At 70.8% G+C, this 24,404-nt stretch carries 25 protein-coding genes; 7 read left to right on the forward strand and 18 right to left on the reverse strand.

The window, feature by feature from the left end; all coding sequences use genetic code 11:
- Positions 1–12: 12 nt before the first annotated feature.
- The 3 genes from HHX40_RS12265 to HHX40_RS12275 all read right to left on the reverse strand — a co-directional run bounded on the left by HHX40_RS12265 (position 13) and on the right by HHX40_RS12275 (position 2,904).
- A complete protein-coding gene (locus HHX40_RS12265) occupies positions 13–1,368 on the reverse strand; it encodes an FAD-binding oxidoreductase (RefSeq protein ID WP_182880663.1) in 1,356 nt (451 codons plus the stop codon).
- Positions 1,369–1,500: 132 nt separating this feature from the next.
- Entirely contained in the window at positions 1,501–1,950 is a 450-nt protein-coding gene (locus HHX40_RS12270) for a hypothetical protein (protein ID WP_182880664.1), read from the reverse strand.
- Between the two features lie 144 nt (positions 1,951–2,094).
- Positions 2,095–2,904, reverse strand: coding sequence for a nuclear transport factor 2 family protein (locus tag HHX40_RS12275; RefSeq protein ID WP_182880665.1), 810 nt, complete (start codon positions 2,902–2,904; stop codon positions 2,095–2,097).
- Positions 2,905–3,017: 113 nt separating this feature from the next.
- Here HHX40_RS12275 and HHX40_RS12280 point away from each other — a divergent pair, with 113 nt between their 5' ends.
- Positions 3,018–3,626, forward strand: a complete 609-nt coding sequence (locus tag HHX40_RS12280) for a TetR/AcrR family transcriptional regulator (protein ID WP_182880666.1) — start codon at positions 3,018–3,020, stop codon at positions 3,624–3,626.
- A gap of 65 nt (positions 3,627–3,691) precedes the next feature.
- On the opposite strand, the gene HHX40_RS12285 is transcribed toward HHX40_RS12280, so the two are convergent.
- Positions 3,692–4,324: a TetR/AcrR family transcriptional regulator C-terminal domain-containing protein gene (locus tag HHX40_RS12285; RefSeq protein WP_182880667.1), complete on the reverse strand. Its 633-nt coding sequence runs from the start codon at positions 4,322–4,324 to the stop codon at positions 3,692–3,694.
- 338 nt (positions 4,325–4,662) lie between these two features.
- Between HHX40_RS12285 and HHX40_RS12290 the strand changes: the two genes are divergently transcribed.
- On the forward strand, positions 4,663–5,622 hold the full coding sequence (locus HHX40_RS12290) for a quinone oxidoreductase family protein (protein ID WP_182880668.1): 960 nt from the start codon (positions 4,663–4,665) through the stop codon (positions 5,620–5,622).
- Between the two features lie 267 nt (positions 5,623–5,889).
- On the opposite strand, the gene HHX40_RS12295 is transcribed toward HHX40_RS12290, so the two are convergent.
- Positions 5,890–6,420: a transposase gene (locus HHX40_RS12295; protein WP_182880669.1), complete on the reverse strand. Its 531-nt coding sequence runs from the start codon at positions 6,418–6,420 to the stop codon at positions 5,890–5,892.
- Between HHX40_RS12295 and HHX40_RS12300 the strand changes: the two genes are divergently transcribed.
- Positions 6,410–7,837, forward strand: coding sequence for an RNB domain-containing ribonuclease (locus HHX40_RS12300; protein ID WP_310738060.1), 1,428 nt, complete (start codon positions 6,410–6,412; stop codon positions 7,835–7,837). The two genes, HHX40_RS12295 and HHX40_RS12300, sit on opposite strands and share 11 nt — an antisense overlap.
- A 97-nt stretch (positions 7,838–7,934) precedes the next feature.
- The gene (locus HHX40_RS12305; RefSeq protein ID WP_182880670.1) at positions 7,935–8,414 is read left to right on the forward strand and encodes a hypothetical protein; all 480 of its coding nucleotides are present in this window, start codon (positions 7,935–7,937) and stop codon (positions 8,412–8,414) included.
- Between the two features lie 28 nt (positions 8,415–8,442).
- Here HHX40_RS12305 and HHX40_RS12310 read toward each other — a convergent pair whose 3' ends face one another.
- The 3 genes from HHX40_RS12310 to HHX40_RS12320 all read right to left on the reverse strand — a co-directional run bounded on the left by HHX40_RS12310 (position 8,443) and on the right by HHX40_RS12320 (position 13,092).
- On the reverse strand, positions 8,443–11,160 hold the full coding sequence (locus HHX40_RS12310) for a DEAD/DEAH box helicase (protein WP_117408320.1): 2,718 nt from the start codon (positions 11,158–11,160) through the stop codon (positions 8,443–8,445).
- A gap of 169 nt (positions 11,161–11,329) precedes the next feature.
- Positions 11,330–12,220, reverse strand: a complete 891-nt coding sequence (locus tag HHX40_RS12315; protein ID WP_182880671.1) for a diacylglycerol/lipid kinase family protein — start codon at positions 12,218–12,220, stop codon at positions 11,330–11,332.
- A gap of 191 nt (positions 12,221–12,411) precedes the next feature.
- Positions 12,412–13,092, reverse strand: a complete 681-nt coding sequence (locus HHX40_RS12320) for a winged helix-turn-helix transcriptional regulator (RefSeq protein ID WP_182880672.1) — start codon at positions 13,090–13,092, stop codon at positions 12,412–12,414.
- 86 nt (positions 13,093–13,178) lie between these two features.
- Between HHX40_RS12320 and HHX40_RS12325 the strand changes: the two genes are divergently transcribed.
- Positions 13,179–14,165, forward strand: coding sequence for a PLP-dependent cysteine synthase family protein (locus HHX40_RS12325; protein WP_220499021.1), 987 nt, complete (start codon positions 13,179–13,181; stop codon positions 14,163–14,165).
- A 103-nt stretch (positions 14,166–14,268) separates the two neighbouring features.
- Here HHX40_RS12325 and tatC read toward each other — a convergent pair whose 3' ends face one another.
- From tatC to HHX40_RS12350, 5 genes are all read right to left on the reverse strand, one after another.
- Positions 14,269–15,132 (reverse strand): twin-arginine translocase subunit TatC, encoded by an 864-nt coding sequence (gene tatC / locus HHX40_RS12330; protein WP_182874599.1) that lies wholly within the window; start codon positions 15,130–15,132, stop codon positions 14,269–14,271.
- A 39-nt stretch (positions 15,133–15,171) separates the two neighbouring features.
- A complete protein-coding gene (gene tatA, locus HHX40_RS12335) occupies positions 15,172–15,495 on the reverse strand; it encodes a Sec-independent protein translocase subunit TatA (protein WP_182880673.1) in 324 nt (107 codons plus the stop codon).
- A gap of 64 nt (positions 15,496–15,559) precedes the next feature.
- Positions 15,560–15,748, reverse strand: coding sequence for a hypothetical protein (locus HHX40_RS12340; RefSeq protein ID WP_117408324.1), 189 nt, complete (start codon positions 15,746–15,748; stop codon positions 15,560–15,562).
- A gap of 36 nt (positions 15,749–15,784) precedes the next feature.
- Positions 15,785–16,738 (reverse strand): helix-turn-helix transcriptional regulator, encoded by a 954-nt coding sequence (locus HHX40_RS12345; protein WP_244301966.1) that lies wholly within the window; start codon positions 16,736–16,738, stop codon positions 15,785–15,787.
- Positions 16,735–17,676 (reverse strand): helix-turn-helix transcriptional regulator, encoded by a 942-nt coding sequence (locus HHX40_RS12350; protein ID WP_182880674.1) that lies wholly within the window; start codon positions 17,674–17,676, stop codon positions 16,735–16,737. Before HHX40_RS12350 ends, HHX40_RS12345 begins: the two co-directional genes overlap by 4 nt.
- Before the next feature lie 38 nt (positions 17,677–17,714).
- On the opposite strand from HHX40_RS12350, the gene HHX40_RS12355 reads away from it, so the two are divergent.
- Positions 17,715–18,782 (forward strand): DUF3866 family protein, encoded by a 1,068-nt coding sequence (locus HHX40_RS12355; RefSeq protein WP_182880675.1) that lies wholly within the window; start codon positions 17,715–17,717, stop codon positions 18,780–18,782.
- Here HHX40_RS12355 and HHX40_RS12360 read toward each other — a convergent pair.
- Positions 18,728–19,204, reverse strand: coding sequence for a DUF3291 domain-containing protein (locus tag HHX40_RS12360; RefSeq protein ID WP_182880676.1), 477 nt, complete (start codon positions 19,202–19,204; stop codon positions 18,728–18,730). The two genes, HHX40_RS12355 and HHX40_RS12360, sit on opposite strands and share 55 nt — an antisense overlap.
- Before the next feature lie 14 nt (positions 19,205–19,218).
- Complete coding sequence (locus HHX40_RS12365) at positions 19,219–19,965, reverse strand: transcriptional regulator (RefSeq protein ID WP_310738061.1); 747 nt, start codon at positions 19,963–19,965, stop codon at positions 19,219–19,221.
- 245 nt (positions 19,966–20,210) lie between these two features.
- On the opposite strand from HHX40_RS12365, the gene HHX40_RS12370 reads away from it, so the two are divergent.
- Complete coding sequence (locus HHX40_RS12370) at positions 20,211–21,080, forward strand: chitosanase (RefSeq protein WP_310738062.1); 870 nt, start codon at positions 20,211–20,213, stop codon at positions 21,078–21,080.
- 104 nt (positions 21,081–21,184) lie between these two features.
- On the opposite strand, the gene HHX40_RS12375 is transcribed toward HHX40_RS12370, so the two are convergent.
- From HHX40_RS12375 to HHX40_RS12385, 3 genes are all read right to left on the reverse strand, one after another.
- On the reverse strand, positions 21,185–22,156 hold the full coding sequence (locus HHX40_RS12375) for an FKBP-type peptidyl-prolyl cis-trans isomerase (protein ID WP_182880677.1): 972 nt from the start codon (positions 22,154–22,156) through the stop codon (positions 21,185–21,187).
- Between the two features lie 71 nt (positions 22,157–22,227).
- The gene (gene pafA, locus HHX40_RS12380; protein ID WP_150934758.1) at positions 22,228–23,586 is read right to left on the reverse strand and encodes a Pup--protein ligase; all 1,359 of its coding nucleotides are present in this window, start codon (positions 23,584–23,586) and stop codon (positions 22,228–22,230) included.
- 69 nt (positions 23,587–23,655) lie between these two features.
- Positions 23,656–24,342 (reverse strand): hypothetical protein, encoded by a 687-nt coding sequence (locus HHX40_RS12385; protein ID WP_182880678.1) that lies wholly within the window; start codon positions 24,340–24,342, stop codon positions 23,656–23,658.
- Between the last annotated feature and the right edge of the window lie 62 nt (positions 24,343–24,404).

Genomic DNA, 24,404 nt, shown 5'->3' on the forward strand with positions numbered 1-24,404 from the left:
AAGCGCTGCGCGTCAGGATGCCGGGCGGATGTTCTGGTTCAGATGGAACACGTTGGCCGGGTCGTACGCGGTCTTCACCGCGGTCAGCCGGGCCAGCTTCGCGGCCGGATACGCCCGCCGCACGCCGTGCTGCCCATCGGCCAGTTCGTCGGCCGTCAACGAGTTGACGTACACCCCGCTCGCGTACGGCTCGAGCGACGCGCCGGCGGCGCGGGCGGCACCCATCCTGGCGTCGTCCTCGGCCGGGTCGCTCCAGCGGCAGCCGGCCCCGAACTCGAACATCGTGCCGCGGTGACCGAACGCCGCGTCCGCTTCCGGAACGTCGGCGATCGCGCCGCCGTGCGCCTGCAGGCCGACGCCCGGCAGGTCCGGGCTCGCGCTCAGGTCGGCGGCGCCGCGCAGCAGGAACGCCTCGATCGCCGCGGTGGGAAAGCTCCGCAGGTAGTGCGCCTTGGAATAGCGGCGGTAGGCGTGACCGCCGGTGGAGTCGTCACGCCGCTGAAGTTCGAGGTACGACGGTGTGGTGACCCGAGTGGCGACGGGACGTCCGAGCGCCCGCATCGCGGGGAGCAGCCGGCGGCCCTCGGCCGGGTCGCCGACCCACACGAACCCCAGCGTGGCGATCGGGCCGGCGGGACCGCTGCCGACATCGGCGGTGAACGTCGCCTGCCGGGGCGCGACGGCGTTCAGGTCGCGCCAGCCCTCGATGACCGGGACGGCGTCCTCGGCGCGGAAGTCGAGCTCGGCGACCAGCGTCCGCGTGCCGACGCGATGCAACTGGAACTCGAACTCGGTGACGACGCCGAAGTTGCCGCCACCGCCGCGCAGGCCCCAGAACAGGTCGGGGTTCTCGCTGCGGCTCGCCGTCACCACGTCCCCCTCGGCGGTGACCATCGTGTAGGAGACGACGTTGTCGCAGGCCAGGCCGTACTGGCGGGCCAGCCAGCCCATGCCGCCGCCGAGCGTGAGGCCGCCGACGCCGGTGTGCGAGACGTTGCCCGCGGTGGTCGCCAGGCCGTACGCCTGGGACGCCCGGTCGAGCGCGCCGAGCAACGCGCCGCCCTGCACCCGGGCCCGGCGACGGACCGGGTCGATCCGCACGCCCCCCATGAGCGTCAGGTCGATCATGAGACCACCGTCGGGCACGGCGAAACCGGCGACGTTGTGGCCGCCGCAGCGCACGCCGATCTCCAGGTCCAGTTCCCGGGCCAGGCGCACGGCGGCGACCACGTCGGAGACGCCCGCCGCGCGGACGATCATGCGTGGACGCCGGTCGACCATGGCGTTCCACACGGTGCGGGCGGTGTCGTAGCCGGCGTCGCCAGGCGTGAGGAGCCGGCCGTCGAAGCGGGTCGCTGTCGTTCTCATGCCACTCAGGCTGACAGGAATCGGTACCCTCGATAAGGTCCGATTTCGCAGGCGTACGAAGGACCAATTCCGACGACGCCCGGCAGGCCGATCGCCGGTACCCGTCGCTGTGCGAGCACGGTCGGAGTGTGGTCAGCCACCCCCGAAGATCCACATGCAGGTCTGCGACACTTTGGCCGTCGTCTCGACTCCATATTCTGGATCGCCCTGGAACCACTGGTACTGGTCAGATGCCGCAGCGTTCGTCGGGAAATGCAGATATTTGTTGCTGCTGGTGAGCAGTACCGCGCCGCAGCCGTCCGCGTCGTCCAGGGCTGTGATGGCGCTGGACATCTCCGGATTGATTTTCTGTACGGCCTCGTAGTAACTCGTTCCCGACCGGAACACGGAGATGTAGTGCGTATAACTGCAATGCGCGTAGTATCTGTCGCTCCCGATTTTGCCGCTAGTGCATACGGGTGCATCCGGCGACGTGTTGTTCGTGTACCCGTCGACGAGGGCGTTGGCCGGAGCGGCCGACGTCAGGAGTGCCGCAACCGCCGCGACGAAAACCAGGGCGGAGGCGCGGGTCGTCTTTCTCATGAGCAGAACGTAAGGCGATGGGGATGCGACTTTCTTGCGTGATCCTTGCACGCGGCTTACAGCGACGCGGCCTCGCCGGTTCGCGGCAGCGGCGTAAGCGCGCACGGTGCTCGCAGGGCCGCGGAGGCGTCATCGATGGCGCGTTCACACATCCCGTCCCATGGCGGCCGTGGCTGCCGGGATGTTGACGTAGTCGCGCAGGCGGGTGATCTGCCCGTCGCGCACGGTGAGCACAACGAGGTTGGGAAGCGCGAAGTCGCCGGTGGTCACGCTGGTCCCGAGGGCCTCCTGCTCAACGATGATCGTCTCTGGGTCACCGGTGTCGTGGATGGCAAGGGTGCGGTAACCCTCGTACTTCAGCCGGTGATCCTTCCACCCGGCGGTTATCCAGTTCACGATCTCGTCCCTGCCCGCGAGCCGGGACGGCAGGCCGGGAAGTGTGAACGGGAACTCGTGGGACGCGTCGAGGGCGTAGACGCGCCTCAGTTCATCGGCGGACTGGCTGATGGCGGCCTGGCGGTAACGCTCCAGAACCTCACGCGGACCGGCCTGTCGCCCACCGAGCGCCGCTCGCCTGGCGGTCACCCTGCGGTAGCCGATCTTCCAGCCGTCGGGCCGGCGCTCGACGATGTCGTCGTAGACGACGCTGCCGGCCGTTCCGTCGGCCTTGATGCCGATTCCTTTGGACTGGACCCGCGCCGAGCGGTCGTCGATCTGAGTGATCACGATGTTGGTGACGTGATGGCCGACCGGGTTGGCGTTGCCCAGCGCGAGCGCGGCCTCACGGATGGCCGCGGTCCCGTGCAACGAGCCGAGGCCGAAGTCGTCCAGGTCATAGGTGACATCCGGGGTCAACAGCTCGCTCGCCTGGTCCAGCCTGCCGGCGTCCGTGAGGTGGCCATGGAGATTGATCAGGTCGGTGATGTCGATGCGGTCCTGCTCCGTCAGCGTCATCGGGGTGGCCCTCCATGCTCTGGCTGATCCGTACCAGTAAAGTGAGGCATGGTCCGGTTCGATGTGATCACGGTAACGGACCATGTCCCCGGTTAGCAAGGAGAGGTGCGCGCATGGTGTCGGCAGGCCACGATCCACGGCCGGCCGCCGGGCGTCCGAGACGTGCGGACGCCCGGCGGAACTACGAGCAGCTGATCGAGCAGGCGAAAATCGCGTTCGCCGAGTTCGGCGTGGACGCCTCACTCGACGAGATCGCTCGGCGGGCAGGGGTGGCCAGCGGGACGCTGTACCGGCATTTCCCCAAGCGGCTGGATCTCATCGAGGCGGTGCTCTCCGAGCAGATAGCCCAGTTGGTCGACCTTGGCCACCGGCTGCTGACGGCCGAGGACGCATTCGACGCGCTGTCCACCTGGATGCGTGCCGTGCTCAGGCATGGCCTGACCTATCGGGGCCTGTCGGCCGCCGTGATGGACTCGGCCCTCAATCACGAGGATGGCCCGGTATCGACCTGGCACGCGCAGCTGTTCGAGGCGGGAGCGGCGTTGCTCGCGAGGGCGCGGCAGACGGGCGTGATCGTCTCCGACGCGAACGACGCGGACGTGATGAAGATGATCGGCGCTATCGCCTGGGCCGCCCAGGACACCCCCGACAGCTCAGCTCAGGCCGACCGCCTGTTCGCCCTCCTCATGAACGGACTCCGCCACGGCGGCGCCCACCGATGACCATGCCGTGCGAGCCGTGGCAGCAGACGCCGGAGAAGCTCACCCGCCTGCGGCGCGGCCGACGGTCAGGACGTGGGACCGGACCGCGCGGCAGGACCATGGATGATCTGTTCCAGGCAGTCGCGGAACAGATCGTCGACGGTGCGGCCGGGTTGGAAGTACTCGGCCACACCGGCCATCACGGTGGGGTACGCCGCGGCGTACGCGGCCATGTCGAAGCCGTCCAGGGCGTCCGCGTCGGGGCGCCCGGCCTGTTCCTCCAGGACGTAGCCGACGGTGAAGCGCAACACCGTCAACACGATCAGGCGCGCCTGCCGCAGGGGAATGCCCCGCCCGACCAGCGTGCTCATCGCCAGCTCGGAGATGTCGGCCATCTTGAGGGACAGTTGGGAGGCCGCGATGATCCGGGCTCCGTCCGGGTGGGCCAGCAACGCGCGCCGCAGCCGTCCGGCCAGGCCGATCAGCCAGTCCTGCCAGCACTCGTCCGGCGCCGGCGGCGCCGGCTCGGGGAACTGCTGCTCGAGAATCGCCTCGGCGATCGCGGTGACCAGCGCCGCCTTGTTCGAGAAGTGCCAGTAAAGGGTCGGCGACTGTACGCCGAGCCGGGCGGCCAGTTTGCGCGTGGTCACGCCGTCCAGACCCTCGGCGTCCAGTAGCGCGACGGCCTCGGTGACGATCCGCTGCTTGTCCAGAGCCAATCCCGGCACCTCCCTTCCGCACCCTATCAGTGGTAGAGTTCCCTATCAGTGATAGAGATTGCGGCGCCAGAGGAGGCGACGATGAGACACCGGCACTCGCTCCGCGACCTGCTGCACTGGGCGACCCATCGCATTCCGGGGATCCCCGCGCACACCGAGCAGCCCACCGGGCACCAGGGCCAGGCCCGCCACGGCCATGGGTGGCGGCACTCGCCCACGCACCACCGTTCGCACCACCGTTCACACCGCCAAGGGTTCAACCACTCTCCGGCCCGTCCGCCTCGCGTCCTGGCGGCGTGGCAGACGCGGATCGCCCGCTTTTTAGGCCAGGAGCCGGCATGAAGGCAGCGGTGCTCCACGAGGCCGGCGGCATCCCGCGCCACGAGGACTTCCCCGATCCGGTGGCCGGCGACGGCGAAGTGATCATCGATGTCAAGGCGGTCGCCGTGGAGAACGTCGACAAGGCGATCGCGGCCGGGACGCACTACGCCAGCGAGAAGTACATCGGCCGGTTTCCGGCGATCCCCGGCTTCGACGGCATCGGCGCCCTCCCGGACGGCACGCTCGTCGGGTTCGGCGGCATCCGCCCGCCCTACGGCGCGCTCGCCCAGAAGGCCGTGGTGTCCCAGGGCTCCTACGTGCGGATCCCCGACGGCATCGACCCGGCCGTGGTGGCCGTGATGGCCTCGGCCGTCACGGCGATGTCGATGAGAACGGCCGCCGGGTTCGTACCCGGGGAGACGGTGCTGGTGCAGGGCGCCACCGGGGTGGCCGGGCGGCTCGCGGTCAAGGTGGCCCGGCTGCTGGGCGCCGGCCGGATCGTCGCCACCGGCCGGGACGACGACCAGTTGCGCGAGGTGCAGGCCATCGGAGCCGACGCGGTGATCAACACGGCGGTCTCCGACGAGGCTCTGGCGCAGGCGTACCTCGACGCCAGGGGGGACGGCTACGACGTCGTCGTGGACTACCTGTGGGGCAGGCCCAGCGAGATCCTGTTGCGCGCACTGGTGCCGCGGTCGTTCGCCTTCGCCAAACCGACCCGGGTGGTCCAGATCGGGGAGTCGGCCGGAGCTGAGCTCGCCCTCGCCGGGTCGAGCCTGCGCACCTCCGGCGTGGAGATCTACGGCGCGGCCAAGGGGCTCGACCCGCAGACCATGGACGAGGCGTACCAGCAGATCGTGACGTGGACGCGGGCCGGCGAGCTCACCTTCGACGTGGAGAAGGTCCCGCTGAGCGACATCGAGACCGCCTGGCAGCGAACCGACCTCAAAGGCAGGCGCCTCGTCGTGATCCCATGACCGGCCCGCCCACGACACACCAGCGCTGGTCACCGGGAAGCGTTCCGTCGCCGTCCCCGCCCACGACGCCCGCGGCGTCAGCGTGCCGCTGCCGTACGGCTCCCATCCTGATACCTGCCCGGTGGGGGTTGGTTCAGCTTGGCTGGAGACCCTCGCCGAGCACGGCATCAGCAGCGAGCCGGTGTTTCGTGATCGACAAGAGCGGCCGCATCGCGGGCGCGATCGGTGACGACAGCGCGCCCGTACGGCGGGCCGGCCGCAGGCCGTTCACTCCTGCTGTTCCTCGGGAAAGGCCCGCACCCCCAGAAGAGGGCCACAGCGCGACTTCACCTTCTCGCCCAGACGACGGACTCGTTTGATCACCCAGTCGTCGATCACCGAGTTCGTGCATTCGTCATTTATCTCGAGAATCTTCTCGTAAGCATCAAGGAAGTGATCAACAGTCTCAAGCTGCCCTTTTTCTGCGGCCTCCTCGAAGATAACTAGTAGGTTGATCACATAGGTAGATATGGTGACGAATGGCTCTCGGCCTACCTCTGCGGCCTCTTCGGCCTCGTTATCTTCCAACTCTGTGATCAGTGAGCGCGCCTCTGGTATTGAATCCCAAAAAATCTCACGCGTCCCCAAGTCGGGGTCCGCGATCGACTGGTCCACCCGCATCAGCCGTTCGACGCGCTTGCGGTTGACCTTCTCGCCCAGGTTCGGCATCGACTCGGCATGCATCCGTGGGGTGATCTTCGCAGGTCGTTTACGGCCTGATATGTCCGGGCTCGGGTAGGTTGATCGCGTGCCGTACACGACGATCCGCCTTCGGGACACCGCGAACGGCCTCCGGGACGGGTTCGCCCGCATCCGCGGTGACTTCCATCTCCCGGACGGCTTTCCCGAGCCCGTGCAGGAGGAGGCCGAACAGGTCGCGAAGGCTCCGGCCGTACCCGCCGAGGACCACACCGGCCTGCCGCTGGTGACGATCGACCCGCCCGGCTCGATGGACCTCGACCAGGCGCTGTGCATCGAGCGGCGCGGACCGGGCTACCGCGTCTGGTACGCGATCGCCGACGTCGGGGCGTTCGTCCGGCCGGAGGGGGCGATCGACGGCGAGGCGCGGAGCCGCGGCGAGACCGTCTACATGGCCGACGGCCGGGTGCCGCTGCATCCTCCGGTCCTGTCGGAGGGCGCGGCCAGCCTGCTCCCCGGGCAGACCCGTCCCGCCGTGCTGTGGCGGCTCGACCTCGACGCGGCCGGCGAGATCGAGGCCGTCGACCTGCGCAGGGCGCTGGTCCGCAGCCGCGATCGGCTCGACTACGAGACGGTCCAGGCCGCCGTGGACGCCGGGCGGGCGGAGGGCACGCTCGCCCTGCTCGCCGAGGTGGGGCCGCTGCGGCTGGAACGGGAGCGGGCCAGGGGCGGGCTGTCGCTGCCGACGCCCGACCAGGAGGTGGTGGCCGACGGCGCCGGCGGCTACCGGCTGGAGTTCCGCGGCAACCAGCCCTGCGAGGCGTGGAACGCGCAGATCTCCCTGCTCACCGGGATCGCCGCCGCCCGGATCATGCTGGAGGCGGGCGTCGGCGTGCTGCGGGTGCTCCCCCAGGCCGGCCCCGAGGACGTCGCCAAGGTCCGCCGGGTGGCCGCCGCGCTCGGGGTGCCCTGGCCGGACGGCGCGACGTACGCCGACGTCGTGCACGGCCTCGATCCCGCGCTCCCCGGCCACGCCGCGTTCCTGCACGAGTCGACCGTGCTGCTGCGCGGCGCGGCCTACACCGCCTTCGACGGCAGCCCGCCCGAGCAGTCGCTCCACGCCGCCGTCGGCGCGCCGTACGCGCACGTGACCGCGCCGCTGCGGCGGCTCGTCGACCGGTACGGCACGGAGGTCTGCCTGGCGGCGACGGCGGGCCGGCCGGTCCCCGAAGACGTCGCGCGGGCGCTGCCCGACCTGCCCGGGCGGATGGCCGAGGGCGGCAGACGGGCCGCGGCGGTCGAGCGGGCCTGCGTCGACCTCGTCGAGGCGGCCGTGCTGCGGCCCCGGATCGGCCAGGTCTTCGAGGCGGTCGTCATCGACGTCGCCGACGGCAAACCGGGCGGGCAGGTGCAGGTGGCCGACCCGGCCGTCATCGCTCGCTGCGACGGCGACCGGCTTCCGCTCGGCGAGCGCATCCCCGTACGGCTCACCCGCGCCGACCCCGCCACCCGAGAGGTCCGCTTCACCGCCGCCTGACCGGAGGCGAGCGTAATCCGGCGATTCGCCGCCTGCGAGGGGCGGCCGTCGTTATCCTGCCGACATCCTGCCGACGCAGGCCACCGGCGGAGGGCACATGACGACGGACGGCTCCGCGCCCGAAGCGGGCCGCGGCCCCCGCCCCTGGGGCGAATACGCGCTCATGGTCGCCGGTCTCGCGGCCCTGTGGGGCGTCACCCAGTGGCTGAAGGAGAACTGCGAGCCGCCGGACACCGTGTGGGCGTCCGGGATCGTCGCCACCGCGCGGTTCTTCGCCGCCGATCCCCTGCGGGCTCTCGGGTACGCGGCCGAGGGCCTCCGGATGACCGCCGCGCCCGCCCTGCTGTTCGTGTGCCAGGACCTGCGGGCCACCCGGCCGCTGCGGCAGTACCTCGCGCTGTCCCTCACGCTGCTCGGCCTGGCACTGCTCACCGTGGTGTGCGGCGTGCTGGTCCGGCCGACCTCCACCTCCTACTACCTCTTCATGGGCCTGCTGCTCGGCACCGGACTGACCGGCGCCGCGGGGCTCGTCCACGTGGGGTTCGCGTGGTACGCGGACCGGAAGGCGGGCCGCTGAGGGTCCCCTTCCCTCAGCGGAACGCGGGTCAGCTCACCGAGGAGTACGCGACGACTCCGCGGCGCATGGCGTCGACGGCCTTGCCGGCGTTCTCCGCGACCTTGCCGCCCCTGGGCGCGGCCTCCCTGATCTGCCCGAGCAGGTCGAGCAGCTGCTTGATCCAGCGGACGAAGTCGCCCGCCGCGAGGTCGCAGTCGGTCAGCACGGCGTCGAGGCTGTGGCCCTTGGCCCACCGGAAGGCCGCCCAGGCGAAGCCGACGTCGGGCTCGCGGACGAACGACAGGCCGTGGTCCTGTTCGATGCCCTCCAGCTCGCCGAACAGGCGCACCATCTCCGCGAGCGCGTCCCGGGCGGCGCCTGCAGGGATCTTGGGGCTGCGCATGTCGTCGGACTGCCGCGACTCGTAGACCAGCGCCGACACGCAGGCGGCGAGCTCGGCGGGGTCGAGCCGGTCCCACACGCCCGCCCGCAGGCACTCGGAGGTGAGCAGGTCGAGCTCGGTGTAGAGCGAGGCGAGCCTGCGGCCCTCCTGGGTGACGGTCTCGCCCTCCAGGTAGCCGAGCTGGTCGAGCACCCCGCAGACCCGGTCGAAGGTCCGCGCGATGACGTGGGAGCGCCCCTCGACCCGGCGGCGCAGGCCCTCGGTCTCCCGGAGCAGCTTGTAGTAGCGCTCGGCCCACCGGGCATGGTCCTCGCGCTGGTCACAGCCGTGACAGGGGTGCTGCCGCAGCTCGCGGCGGAGCCGGAGGATCTCCTCGTCCTCCGCGGCGTGGTCGCGCGCCCGGGGCGGCTTGCCGAGGTCGCGGTCGCCCAGCTTCGCGTGCACGGTCGAGACGAGGTTCGCCCGTTCCTTGGGCGAGCGGGGGTTGAAGCCCTTGGGAATCCTGATCTTGTCGACCGGCTCCACCGGCACCGGGAAGTCGGCCGCCGACAGCCGCTTCACCTGCTTGCCGATCGTCAGCACGAGCGGCGCCGGCCCTTCGTGACCCCGGGCGTTGGTGCCCGGGTCGAGCACGACCGCGATGCCCGCGCGCCGCCCGCCCGGCACCCGGATGACGTCCCCCGGCTTGAGCTCCTCAAGCGACTGCACGGCCTGGGCCCGCCGGGCCGCGCCCCGCTGGCGCGACAGCTCCGCCTCGCGGTCCGACAGTTTCCTGCGCATCGCCGCGTACTCCTGGAAGTCCCCGAGGTGGCAGGTCATCGCCTCGGAGTAGCCCTCCAGGGCGTGCTCCGCCTTGCGGAGCTGGCGGGCCAGCCCGACCACCGCCCGGTCGGCCTGGAACTGGGCGAAGGAGTCCTCCAGCAGCGTGCGCGCCCGCTCCCGGCCGACCTGCCCGACGAGGTTGACCGCCATGTTGTACGACGGCTTGAAGCTGGAGCGCAGCGGATAGGTGCGGGTGCCCGCGAGGCCGGCGACCGCGAGGGGGTCCATCCCCGGCTGCCAGACCACCACCGCGTGGCCCTCGATGTCGATGCCGCGCCGCCCGGCCCGTCCGGTGAGCTGGGTGTACTCCCCCGGGGTGAGGTCGGCGTGGGTCTCGCCATTCCACTTGTCCAGCTTCTCGATGACCACCGACCTGGCCGGCATGTTGATGCCGAGCGCCAGCGTCTCGGTCGCGAAGACCGCCTTCACCAGGCCCTTGGTGAACAGCTCCTCGACGACCTCCTTGAACGCGGGGAGCATGCCGGCGTGGTGGGCCGCGAGGCCGCGCTCCAGGCAGTCGCGCCATTCGAGGTAGCCGAGCACCGCGAGGTCCTCGTCGGGCAGGTGGGCCGTGCGCTCGTCCACGATCTGGCGGATCTCGTGGCTCTCGGTCTGGGTGGTGAGGCGCAGCCCGGAGTAGAGACACTGCATGACCGCGGCGTCGCAGCCGTTGCGGGAGAAGATGAAGGTGATCGCCGGAAGCAGGCCCTCGGCGTCGAGCTTCTCGATGACGTCGGAGCGGCTCGGGGTCGTGCCCCGGCCGGGCCGCGAGTAGCCCCGCCTGCCCCGGGCCTGCGCCAGCCGCATCTCGTCGCGGGAGATCCGCATCAGGGACGGGTTCACCCGCAGGACGCCGTCGCCCTCGTTGACGAACAGGTCGTACATCCGGTTGCCGACCAGCATGTGCTGCCACAGCGGTACCGGCCGGTGCTCGTCGACGATGACCGTGGTGTCGCCGCGCACCTCGCCCAGCCACTCGCCGAACTCCTCGGCGTTGCTGACCGTGGCCGACAGGGCCACCACCCGCACCGACTCCGGCAGGTGGATGATGACCTCCTCCCAGACCGCGCCGCGGAACCGGTCGGCGAGGTAGTGGACCTCGTCCATCACGACGTACGCGAGGCCGGTCAGCGTGTTCGACCCCGCGTACAGCATGTTGCGCAGGACCTCGGTGGTCATCACGACGATCGGGGCCTCGCCGTTGACGCTGTTGTCACCGGTGAGGAGACCGACCTTGCGCGCGCCGTACCGCCGGACCAGGTCGTTGTACTTCTGGTTGGACAACGCCTTGATGGGCGTGGTGTAGAAGCACTTGCGGCCCTGCTCCAGGGCCAGATGGACGGCGAACTCCCCCACCACCGTCTTGCCCGACCCGGTGGGCGCGGCCACCAGCACGCCGTCCCCCGCCTCCAGCGCCTGGCAGGCGTCGATCTGGAACTCGTCGAGCTCGAAGTCGTAAAGTTCGCGGAACGAGGCGAGAGCCGGCCCGGCACCGGACTGCCCCTCACGGAAAGCGGCGTAGCGTTCCGCTGGCGTACTCATACGTCAACCCTACCGATAACGGGATTCCGGGCAGCCCTTCCCGCTTCACCGTCGGGGCGCTCACACCCGCCGTCTTCCCTCGTCGCTCGTCCCTCGCTCCTCAGTCCAGATCGGCGGCGCGCCCCTCCGGCTCGCTCGGACCTCTCTTCTTAGCCTACGGCATATTCCTTTACGTTGTAGATTCGGGGACCAGGACGTGGAGGGCGGCCGGCTGGACCACGCAGGTGAGGGGGGCAGTGCCGATCCGCTCGCCGTCGGCGTAGGCGACGGTGTCCGGAGCCTCGATCTCCACCCGCCGGGCCCGCCGCAGGGTCACCGCGGGGTGTCCGACGTGACTGCCCCGGTAGACCCGGGGGAACGTGCGGAGGAACTCCACCTTCGGGATCGCTCCGAGCACGAGGACGTCGAGCAGGCCGTCGTCGGGCCGCGCGTCGGGGCACACCCGCATCCCGGCGCCGTACGAGCGGGTGTTGGCCACCGCCACGAGCATCGCCTCGCGCTCGACGGCCTCGCCGTCGAGGGTGATGCGGAACGGGATCGGCGTGAACGAGCGCAGTTCCCGCGCGAGCGCGACGAGATACCTGGCCATGCCGGGCGGCCACGTCATGACGTTGGCCCGTTCGTTGACGCGGGAGTCGAACCCGCAGGCGAGGACCCCGGCGAACCACTCCCCCGTACCGGTCCTGCCCGCGTCCACGGCCCTGGACGCGCCGCGGGCCACGACGTCCGCCGCGGCGAGCAGGTCCCGGCGGGGAACGCCGAGGGCGGCGGCGATGTCGTTGCCGGTGCCCGCGGGCAGGATGCCGAGCGGCACGGACGTGCCGGCCACGGCCTGTACGGCGAGGTGGACCAGGCCGTCGCCGCCGAACGCGACGAGTGCGGCGGGACCGGCGGCGACGGCCGCACGGGCCCGGTCGAGCGCGTCCGCCGCCGAGGTGCCGACGACCACCGAGACCGGGCGGCCGCCCGCGCGCAGCCGGCGCAGCACCGGGGCGAGCAGGCGCAGCGTACGGCCGCCGCGAGCGGCGGGGTTCACCAGGACGACGAGGTCATCGCGCACAGGCGGAACCTACCGCCGCCGATCCGGCGACACCAGAGGGATGTTCGAGAGTGCCCGGCGAACACCGCCTGCCACGAGCCCGGATCCGGGTGGGTGACCGTTTGGGCGGTCGCGTCGGCCACGGCGACAGCTGTTCGCCGACGACGGCCCGTTCCTCTGGCGAATGACCGCGAGATCGGACCAGACGAAGATCAACTGGAAGGTGACCCGGGACCCAGGCCGAGTGCCTCCTGAGTGAACACGTAGCGTTTGAACCAGCGGTGCATCTGGCGCTGCAGGGCTCGGTCGCCGTTCACGCGCACTCCCGGCTGCCGCAGTAGTCGCGCCCAGGAGAGATCACCGAGCCACCACCTGGTCGCCGCCGCGGTCGGCGCGGCGAGCCACACGTCGACGGGCGCCCCGGTGTCCTGCCGGCACAGGTTGACGCTCGTCCGGGAAAGGTGCAGCCAATATCTGCGATCGGCCGGTGGACGGTCGGTGAACTCGATCGCGAGCACGACGGTGCGCTCCGGCAACGTGGTGGAGTCCACACGGCGTTGCATGTCCCAGGTCAGCGCGGCGGTGTCGAGATCGTCCTCGGTGAGGGCGGCACTGCCGGTGACGACCGCCCATCGTGCCAGTTCCCGCACCACCGGAGCCAGGGCGGAGCCCGCCTCCGTGAGCCGGTAATCGTCGTCGACGACGATGCCTGCGGCGCGCAGTGCGCGCAGCCGTGCGGACAGGGTCGCTCGGGGGATGCGAGGCAGGCCCCGGCGGATGTCGGTGAAGGTCGACGCGCCGAGCAGCAACTCCCGCACGATCAGCAGTGTCCACCGCTCGCCCAGAAGCTCCAGAGCGCGCGCGACCGCGCAGAACTGACCGTATCCGTTCACTGCTGCATGGTAGGCGCGGAGAGCGGGACTTGGGGTTCAGAAGTTGAACTGGTGGCGTCGGCACGACCGGCTCGACGATCGAAGTCGTGAGTGCGGGCATCGAGAGGACCAGCGGCATCATGGGCATCAGCGGCGACGTACTGGAAACGATCGGAAACACACCGCTTGTGAGGCTGTGCAGCGTCGTGCCGCCGGGGTGCGCGGAGATCTTCGTCAAGGTCGAAGGCCGGAACCCGACAGGCAGCATGAAGGACCGCATGGCGCAGGCGATGATCGCCAGGGCCGAGAGTGATGGGCGGCTGAGAGCCGGGGACACCGTTGTCGAGTACACAGGCGGCAGCACGGGTGCTTCCCTCGCGCTGGTCTGCGCGGCGAAGGGGTATCGCCTGCGGATCGTCAGTTCGGATGCCTTCAGCGAGGACAAGCTCATCCAGATGGCGGCGTTCGGGGCGGAGCTCACCCTCATCCCCAGTGAGGGAGGACTGATCACGAAGGCGTTGATCCTCAGCATGATCGAGACCGCCAGGGAGTTCAGCCGCCGACCGGGCACCTACTGGACCGATCAACTCAACAACACCGACAGTATCGCCGGCTACCACCCGATGGGTGAGGAGATCTGGGAGCAGTCGGGCGGGCGCATCGACGTGTTCATCCAGTCCGTCGGTACGACGGCCTCGCTGCGGGGGGCGAGTGCCCCGCTCAAACGCCGCGATCCGAGGCTCCGGGTCGTCGCGGTCGAGCCGGCCGAGTCCGCCGTGCTGTCGGGATGCCGGCCCGGTGCCCACCGCATCGAAGGCATCGGCATCGGCTACCCGCCACCCATGTGGGATCCCGCCCTGGTCGACGAGGTCGTGCCGATCTCCACCGACGACGCCGAGGAGATGGCCGGGCGCCTGGCCCGGGAGGAGGGGTTGTTCACCGGGACCTCGTCCGGCGCGAACGTCCTCGCCACGATCCAGGTCGGACAACGCCTTGGGCCACGCGCCAGGATCGTCACGCTGCTCGTGGACTCAGGGTTGAAATACCTCAGCACCGCCGTGTACCGGCGCCGGCCGGGTCACACCTCGCGATGAACGGCCCCCCGCTACGACGACTCGCCGGCCGCCACCACGCCGCGCAGGGCGGCAGCGATGGACGTAGGTTCCACCCGGACGTATGAAACGGGCCTGCTGGTGGTCAGTCCCGGGCGTCGACCGAGGCCGAGTCCGCCGCGGCGGACGGCCCGTCGAGCTCCTCCTCGATGGCACGTGCGTGGGCCGCGTCGGCGGCGTCGCGCTTCTTGTCGTGGAAGTACATGAAGGCCATCGCGACGAAGAACAACGCGACCATCGGAAGCGCCAGGGCCAGCATGGTGATGGGGTCCTGGCTCGGCGTCGCGACGGCGGCGAAGACGAACATCAGGAACACGACCATGCGGGTGTGCTTGGACACCATCCGGTAGCGCACCACGCCGATGACGTTGAGGAACACCAGCAGCAGCGGCATCAGGAAGGAGATGCCGAAGATGATGAGCATCGCCAGCGCGAAGCTGAGGTACTCGTTGATGCTCACCAGCGTCAGCGTGCCGTCGGGGGCGAAGCCGAGCAGCAGCGCCAGGCCCTTGTCCATGGTGATGTAGGCCAGGGCCGCTCCGGCCGTGAACAGCGGCACGGAGAGGCCGAGGAACGCCACCGTGTACCGGCGCTCGTTCTGGTACAGGCCCGGGGTCACGAAGGCCCAGAGCTGGTAGATCCAGAACACCGCCGACACCACCAGGCCGAACATGACCGCGACCTTGAGGTTCACGAAGAACGAGTCGAAGACTCCGTTCACCACCAGGATGCACTGGTCCTTGTTGAACTGGTGGGCCTGCGGCAGGCGGCAGTACGGCTGCTTGAGGAAGTTCCAGATCGGGTCGAAGTAGATGAACCCGACGGCGGTCCCGACGACCACCGCCAGGATGGCCTTGACCAGCCGGTTGCGCAGCTCGCGGAGATGCTCCATGAGCGTCATCCGCCCGTCCTCCGACGTGACGGGGGTCGACCGTTTCAGCAGCGCCATCTAGCTCGTCCTGGGATCGATGGGGGTGTGCGGCGGTGGCTAGTTGGAGCGCGGCTCGTTCTGCGAGCTCACCGGCTGCTGCGTCTCACGCAGCCTCCGGTTCTCCTCCTCCAGCGCGCGCAGCCGCTCGTCGACCGACGGGGTGGCCGGCGGGATCTGCGCCGGCGGCGGGGCGACGGTCTGGGCCTCGGCCCGCGCCGTGGCCTTCGCCTCGTCCTCGTCGCTCAACTTGCTGGTTTCCTTCTTGAACAGGCGCAGCGACTGCCCCAGAGCCTTCGCGGTGTCGGGGAGCTTCTTGGCGCCGAAAAGAAGGATCAGAACCAGGAGGATCAGGATCCATTCCATGGGTCCGAGGTTGGGCATGTCGTGTCCTTACCGCGAGGGCCGTACCTACTCCACCGATCGTACGCGCAGAACGGCCTGAAGTTCACCTGCTGTCCGAATCCGCTGTTGGGCTGATCTTGCGAAACAGCTCCTCCCGGGCCCGCACGCGGCTCCTCGCCCGGTCGACCTCGGCCCGCAGCGCCCGCGCGGCGGCGAACACCCGGGCGGCCGGCCAGGCGAGGACGGCGAGCCCGGCCACGGCCGCCCCGGTGAGGGCGAAGATCCAGGTCATTCCGGTCCTCTCGCAGGTCAGACGGGGTGCCGGGAGTCAGACGGCGGTCTCGTAGGCGGCCAGCGCCTCGGTGGCGGCGGCCGACACCCGCTCGGCCAGGGACGCCGGGGACACCACCCGGCCGCTGTCGCCCAGCCGGAGCGCGAGCCGTACGAGCCAGGACTGGTCACGAGCCCGCAACGATACGCGGAGCCGGCCCTCCCCCAGCTCGGCGACCTCCTCGCACGGGTAGTACTCGGCCACCCAGCGCCCGGCGGGGGTGAGCTCCAGCTCCACCACCTCGTCGCCGTCCGACGGCCGGAACACCCCGCGGGTGACGTCCATCGGCTCCGCCTCGGCCGGCGGGTCGGCGGCCACGTCGAGCACCTCGACGTCCTTGATCCGGTCGACGCGGAACATCCGCATCGCCTCCGCCCGGTAGCACCAGCCCTCCAGGTAGTGCTGCCCGTCCACGAGCACCACCCGCAGCGGGTCGACCTCCCTGGGGGTGATCTCGTCCCGGCCCGGCACGTAGTAGCGCAGCGAGAGCCTGCGGCCCCGCCGGGCGGCGTCGGTGATGACGGCGTGGGCGTCCGGGGCCGCGCCGATCTCCACCTGGACCTGACTGCTCACCGTGGCGGCGCCGTCGCCGGCCGCCTGCTCCAGCTTCGCGATGACCCGTCCGAGCACGTCGCGGTCCTGGAACTCGGGCAGCTCGTCGAGCATGCGCAGCGCGACGAGCAGGGCGCTCGCCTCGTCGACGCCGAGCTTCAGCGGGCGGGCGATCGCGTCGGCGTTGTCGATGAGGATCTCGCCGCCGTCCCACGAGACGTCGATCAGGTCGCCGGGGGTGTGGCCGGGCAGCCCGCACATCCAGACGAGCTGGAGGTCGTCGACGAGCTGCTTCTCCGACAGGCCGAACAGCCGCGCCACCTCGGGCACCTGCGCGCCCGGGTGCGACATGAGGTACGGCACGAGCGCGAGCAGCCGCGGCAGCCGGTCCGAGCTCACTGCAGGGCTCCCTTCAGACGGCGGATCACGGCCTCGCGGGCGTCCGGCGGCTCGACCACCACGGCGTTGCGGCCGAGACTGGCCAGCCAGCCCGCCAGGCGCTCGGGGTCGGCGAAGGTCACCTCGGCCTCGTCCCACTCCTCCGGCCCGGTGCGTACGGCCTGGGCGGCGTGGCGCAGCCCGAGGCAGGTCCCCTTGCGCACGCGCACCAGCGCGACCCGCTCCCTGGGCAGGTCCTGGTAGCCCACCATCGACCGCAGGTCGAGCCCCTCGGGGACGGTGAAGGCGCCCGGACGCCCGAGAGTGGAGACGGCCCCGGTGATCCGGCTGAGCCGGAAGACCCGGGCCGCGCCGCGGTCGCGGTCGTGGCCGACGAGATACCACCTGCCGCGCCGGCTGACGACGCCCCACGGCTCGACCGTCCGCCGCAGCACCGACTCGCTGCCGGCCGAGCGGTAGTCGAACGTCACGGCCCGCCGGTCCCGCACGGCCTCCCACAGGGCGGGGAACGCCGGATCGCGGGTGTCCACCCGCAGCTCCAGGGGGCTCTCCGGGAGGTCGGCGTGCACGCCACCGGCCGTGAGCTTCAGCAGGGCCCCGCTGGCGGCCTCCGCCAGGCTGGCCCGCTGCCACACCTGGGCGGCCAGGCCGATGACGGCGGCCTCGTCCGGCTCCAGCGTGATCTCGGGCAGCTCGTAGGACTCGCGGCTGATCCGGTAGCCGGGATCGTCCTCCCAGGGGTCCTTGTGGACCTCGATCGGGATGCCGATCTCGCGCAGTTCGTTCTTGTCGCGCTCGAACATGCGCTGGAAGGCCTCGTCGTTGTCCGGGTCGTACCCGGGCACGGCCTGCCGGATCTGCTCCGCGCTCAGCGGCCGCCGCGTCGCGAGCAGGCATATCACCAGGTTGAGCAGCCGCTCGGTCTTCCGCCGCGACATGGGGCCTCCCTTCCGCCGGAAACGCTACCCTTTCCGGCGTGATCAGATGGCGCAAGGGCGAGGTGGTGCGGGTTCGGCGCGAGTGGCCGGGGGCGGTGGAACTCGACGTCGCCGTCGCCGAAGGCGAGTGCCGGGCACTCGCCTATCCCCCGCTCGTCGGACGCCCTGAGGTGGGCGACACCGTCCTGCTCAACACGACCGCCCTCGCCATGGGCCTCGGTACGGGAGGGTACGCCATGGTGGTGGCCGTCCCCGACCGTTTGCCGCAAGATCCTTCCGGCCCCGGCCACCTCGTGAAGGCACGCTACACCCCCTTGCAGGCCACCGTGCTCGGCGCGGACGAGCAGGGCTCCCCCCACCACGAGGCGCTGCGCGAGGCCGACTCCCTCGACGGCATGCCGGTCGTGGTCGCCGACCTGCACTCCGCGCTGCCCGCGATCCTGTGCGGCCTGTACGCGGACTCCCCGGGGATCAGGGTGGCGTACGTGATGCAGGACGGCGGGGCGCTGCCGGCCTGGTTCTCCATGTCGTGCGCGAAGCTGCGGGAGGTCGAATGGCTGTGCGGGGTCGTGACGACCGGCCAGTCGTTCGGCGGTGACGTCGAGGCGGTCACGCTGCACACCGGTCTCCTCGCGGCCCGCCACGTGCTCGGCGCGGACGTCGCGGTCGTCGCGCAGGGCCCGGGCAACCTCGGCACCGGCACCCGCTGGGGGTTCTCCGGCGTCGCCGCGGGCGAGGCGGTGAACGCCGCGGCCGTGCTGTCCGGCCGGCCCGTGGCCGCGCTCAGGGTGAGCGAGGGCGACCTGCGCGAGCGGCACGTCGGGGTGTCGCACCACTCGCTCACCGCGTACGGCCGGGTGGCGCTGGCCCCGGCCCGGGTCGCCGTGCCCGTCCTGCCCGGCCCGTTCGGGGCCACCGTGAGCGAGCAGGCCGCGGCCCTCGCCGGCCGGCACGAGATCGTCACGGTGCCGGTGGACGGCCTGCACGAGGCGCTGAAGGCGTCACCCGTGCGGCTGTCGACGATGGGCCGCGGCCTGGAGGAGGATCTCGCCTACTTCCTCACCTCGGCCGCCGCCGGGCGGGACGCCGCCTCGCTGCTGTCGTAGAACTCACGGAACGTGAACGCCTCCGGGCCCGCCCCTTCGGCCCGGAGGATGCTCAGGCGCGCCATGGCCTCGGCGAGCGACGGCCGATAGCCCTCGGGCACCCACCACATCACGGTGTAGGGCTCGGCCGCCCGGTGGAACCACTCCAGGCGGCGCCGCATCACGGGCAGGTGCGCACTGCGGTAGACGAAGTTCCACAGTGTCTCGCGCGACTCCCAGATCGAGAAGTTCACGAGCAGGTCGTCCCCGTAGTCGTGCCTGATCGTGTCGGTGGGATCCTCGCCCCCCTTCATGCGCCAGACGAATCCGGGGGCGGCGTCCGACAACGCGTTGATCGGTTCCAGGGCGGCGACGAAGTCCGCCAGTGTGAGGGAGTCGAGGGGTTCCCTGAGATGGGCGACGTTGAGCTGGGCGAGATGCATGCCCCGATTCTAAGTCAATCTTCGTTGTTTTTAGAAGAGCCGGCGTCTTGGGAAGCGGCGGCTTTCCGGGAGGGGGCGGTACTTTCGGGAGCGACGGCGTTCCGGGAGGGGGCGTCAGGCCCGAAGGCGACGCAGCACTCCTCCGGGCGCGGGTCGAGCATGGCGGTCATCCCCGTCTCCCCCAGCCCGGCCAGCAGCCCTTCGCACAGCGCGGCGTTCATCGAGCACACCAGCAGGGGATGACTCTCGGCCAGCACGTGGAAGGGGCAGTTGCGCAGCCGGATCCGCCCCTCCTCCTCGTAGGGTTCGTAGCCCCGCTCGCGCAGCGCCTCCATCAGTCCGCCCACCAGGCCGCCGCCCGCCTGGGCGGCCCCGAGGCGCTCGCCGGTGCGACGGGCGGCCTCCTCCGCCTTCTCCTCGCCGCCCAGCAGGTCGACGGTCTCGGCCAGCACGAGCGCGAGCGTGCGGTAGTCGCGGGGCGGCAGGCTCACGGACCGCTCCTCGCGGGCCCGTCGGTAGACCTTGGCGGGACGCCCGCTGCCCGGACCCGTCCTGCCGGTGAGCCGCCGGAAGCCCGCCTCCAGCAGGCCCGCATCCACCAGCTTGTCGAGGTGGAAGGCCGCCAGCGTCCGCTGGACCCCGACGGCCTCGGCCGCCTCGTTGCGGCCCACGTCCCGCCCCCGTTCGCTCACGAACCGGTACAGCGCCCGCCGCACCGGATCGCCCAGCGCGCTCATCGACTCCAGGTCGTCGCTCACCACAGCGGGAGTCTAGGTGCCCCTCCCTCCGGCCTTTTCCGCGCCGGTCGCGTGCGAGCCTCGCGCGGGCCGCGGGCCCGGGTGGCGGACGCGGGCGCGCCCGGCGTTGACACCGCCGTGGCGGCGCTGATTTGTTAGGAAACCTTCCTGGCCGGTCCCCCGCAGGCGCACCCCGCTCCGCCTCCCCGCCTCTCCTCCGCGGGTTCCGGGCGGGCGGCCCGGCGCGGGCGCAGAACGGAGCGACGCACGTGCAGACCCCCCTGATCAGGCATGTCCCCCGGCGCGCGGCCCTGCTGCTGGCCCTCGCGGCCGTCGTCCCCGCGGCGACTGCGCCGGGCGCGCACGCGGCCCCCGCCCCCGGCGTCTCCCCCGGCCCAGCCCTGTCGATCACCGTACGGCCCGCGCCGACCGGCCTCACGGACGCGAGGAAGAAGGAGATCGCGATGGAGATCGTCTCCAGCGCGGAGAACTCCTCGCTCGACTGGAAGGCCCAGTACGCGTACATCGAGGACATCGACGACGGGCGCGGCTACACGGCGGGCGTCATCGGGTTCTGCTCCGGCACCGGCGACATGCTCGACCTGGTGGAGGTCTACGCCAGGCGCAGGCCCGGGAGCGCGCTCGCCGGATATCTCCCGGCGCTGCGGAAGGTGAACGGCACCGCCTCGCACCGGGGACTCGGCCCCGGCTTCGTGAAGGCCTGGCGTGCCGCCGCGACCGACCCGGTCTTCCGGCGGGCGCAGGACGCCGAACGCGACCGGGTCTACTTCGATCCGGCCGTCGCGCGGGCCGAGGCCGACGGTCTGCGCGCCCTCGGCCAGTTCGTCTACTACGACGCGATCGTCATGCACGGTCCCGGCGCCGACCCGGTCAGCTTCGGCGGCATCCGCAGGACGGCCATGAAAAAGGCGAGGACCCCGGCGCAGGGCGGTGACGAGGTCGCCTATCTCAACGCGTTCCTCGACGCCCGGAAGGCGGTGATGAGGACCGAGGAGGCGCACGCCGACACCAGCCGGGTCGACACGGCCCAGCGGGTGTTCCTCAGGAGCGGCAACCTCGACCTCGACCCTCCGCTGCGCTGGAAGGTGTACGGCGACGCCTACGAGATCCCCGGCTGACCCGTCGCCCCCGATTCGCCGCCCCCGATCCGCTCGGCGCCCGCCCGGCGCCCGTCCGGCGAGCGGGCGGGGCCGGGGATCGGGGCGCCGGTGGTGCGGCGCGGTCAGGCGGCGCCGAGGACGTCGACGACGAAGACGAGGGTGTCGGTGCCCTTGATGCCGCCCTGCTCGTTGCCCTTCTTGCCGTAGCCGAGCTCCGGCGGGATCGTCAGGAGCACGCGGCTGCCGACCGGGACGCCGGTCAGGCCCTGCGCCCAGCCCTTGACGACCTGGTTGAGGGCGAACGTCGCGGGCTGGCCGCGGTCCCAGCTGGAGTCGAACTTCTTGTCGGTGCCCCAGATCTTGCCGACGTAGTGGGCGAGGACCGTCTGGTCGGCCTTCACCTCCGGGCCGCCGCCCTTGATCACGGTCTTGACCGTGAGTTTCTTCGGGGCCTTCTCGCTGGTCTTGGTGGTGAGCCCGGGGGCCTTGTCGCCGGCGGAGCCGTCCAGCTTGACGCCGGTGACGCCCGGGTCGACCGCGGTGCCCTGGACCGACTTCAGCGTGGCGGAGACGACGTCGATGACCAGCACCTGCGACGTGCTGTCGAAGTCCTGGCCCTGCTGCTTGGCCTGGGTGAGCTGCTCGGCGGAGAGGTTGTCCTTGGCGACCACGGCCATCACCCGGCCGCCGGGCTTGGCGCCGACCAGCGCCTCGTGCAGCGCCTTGGGCAGCTGCGGGCTGACCGTCACGAACTCCGACTTGTTCTGGTCGTAGTCGGAACCGGCCGCCTTGTTCTCCTTGCCGTCCCAGTTGTAGACCGTGACCTTCGCGGTGAGGACGTCACCGTCCTTGGCGGGCGTCCCCTGGCCGTCGAGCACCTTGAGAGAGGCGGAGGTGAGGGAGGGCTTGCCCGAGGGGAAGGTCAGGGTCGGCTTCTGGCCGGCCGCACCGGTCACCTTGATGGCCGAGGCGGCGGCCTGGCCGCTGGAGGCGGCGCTCCCGGGGCTCGCGGTGGACGTGCTCTTCTGCGCGGTTCCGCAGGCGGCGGCGAGCAGGAGAGGTAGGGCGGCGACGAGTGCCGTACGACGGCGCATATGGGAATCCTCAAACAGACAGCGGGTCCGGGCCAGGCTACCCGAACCCGCCGTCAGAGCGGTGTAAGAGATCACATACCCGCGATGAGCTTGTCGACCCTCTCGTCCACGCTGCGGAACGGATCCTTGCACAGCACCGTCCGCTGGGCCTGGTCGTTGAGCTTCAGGTGGACCCAGTCAACGGTGAAGTCACGCCGCTTCTCCTGCGCCTTGCGGATGAACTCTCCGCGCAGCTTGGCCCGCGTGGTCTGCGGCGGAACCGACTTCGCCTCGAAGATCCGGACGTCGTCGGCCACCCGCTCGACCGCTCCCCTCTTCTGCAGGAGGTAGAACAGGCCGCGCTTGCGGTGGACGTCGTGGTAGGCGAGATCGAGCTGCGCCACCCGGGGCGAGGACAGCGGCAGGTCGTACTTCTGTCTGTAACGTTCAATCATCTGGTACTTGGTGACCCAGTCGATCTCCCGCGAGACGAGGTCGAGGTCGCCGGTCTCGACCGCGCGCAGCGTGCGTTCCCACAGCTCCAGCACCCGCTTGGCGGTCTCGTCCCCGCCGCGGCGGTCGACGAAGTCGCGCGCCTTGGTGAGGTACTCCTGCTGGATCTCCAGGGACGACGCCTCTCTGCCGTTGGCCAGGCGCACCCGGCGGCGCCCGGTCATGTCGTGGGACACCTCCCGGATGGCCCTGATCGGGTTCTCCAGGGACAGGTCCCGCATCACGATCCCGGCCTCGATCATGCGCAGCACCAGGTCGGTGGCGCCGACCTTGAGCAGCATCGTGGTCTCGCTCATGTTCGAGTCGCCCACGATGACGTGCAGCCGGCGGAACCGCTCGGCGTCCGCGTGCGGCTCGTCGCGGGTGTTGATGATCGGCCGGGACCGGGTGGTCGCCGAGGAGACGCCCTCCCAGATGTGCTCGGCCCGCTGGGAGACGCAGTAGACGGCTCCGCGCGGGGTCTGCAGCACCTTGCCCGCGCCGCAGATGATCTGCCGCGTCACCAGGTAGGGGATCAGGACGTCGGCCAGCCGCCCGAACTCCCCGTGCCGGCCCACGAGGTAGTTCTCGTGGCAGCCGTAGGAGTTGCCGGCCGAATCGGTGTTGTTCTTGAACAGGTAGATGTCTCCCGCGATGCCCTCCTCGCGGAGCCGCTTCTCGGCGTCCACGAGGAGACCCTCCAGGATCCGCTCCCCCGCCTTGTCGTGGGTCACCAGCTCCACGACGTTGTCACACTCAGGGGTTGCGTACTCGGGATGGCTGCCCACATCCAGGTACAGGCGCGCACCGTTGCGCAGGAAGACGTTGCTCGATCGGCCCCAGGACACCACTCGCCGGAACAGGTACCGCGCCACCTCGTCCGGCGACAGCCTCCGCTGCCCGCGGAACGTACAGGTGACGCCGTACTCGTTCTCCAGCCCGAATATGCGTCGATCCATCACCTCACCCTATTCCCCGGAACCGGCGGCCGAACAGTGATCAGGCGGGGGAATGCGACGGAGGCGCTCTCAGGGGGCGTAAATCTCCACCACCTTGACGATCTGCCCCCTCTGCACCGTGATGAGTGCCCGCAGGTCACCGGCGTCGGCCCGCAGGATCAGCTTGTCGCGGGGGCAGCGCTGGGTGCCCACATAACGGCTGTTGATGGTCTGGTCGTCGCCCTTGCATCCGACGGCGCTGAGGAACACGACGCCCTTCGCGAGGGGCGCGGCGAAGGCCATCACGTCGCCCTCGGGCGGCCCCTCGAAGTGGCCGTTCGTGCTTCCGCCGACCTCCGGCACGAACCTGATCGGCCGGTACTCCGCGACGTTCTCGTCCTGCATGGTGACCAGCTGCGCACGCAGCACGCCGTCCCTGCTCGGGCTGAGGCCCTTGGTGAAGTCGTGCCCGGGGTCCGACTGGAAGGTCTCGCCGAAGACGTCGGGCGTCGCGGCGGTGATCGGCGGACCGGCCTTCTCCGTCTTCCGGGGAGCGGGGGTCGTGGCGGCGGGTACGGGGGCGTCCGACGTGCTGGGGGCCTGCGAGGCCTCCGGGCTGTTGCCGGACGGCTCCGCCGGGGAGGCCGGCGCCGTCACGGTCACCGTGGCGGTGGCCGTGGCCGTGGCGCCGGAGGAGCCGGAGCAGGCGGTCAGCGACAGGAGGGCGACGGCGGCGGCCGGGACGCCCGCACGCCGGAAAAGATCAAATGTCGTCACAACCGGATGAGACTAGCGAAACAGGGCTTTGGTTGAGCCGGAATCCCCAATGCGGCCCAATC

Source organism: Microbispora sp. H10949 (assembly GCF_014161435.1).
Taxonomy (GTDB): Bacteria; Actinomycetota; Actinomycetes; order Streptosporangiales; family Streptosporangiaceae; genus Microbispora; species Microbispora triticiradicis.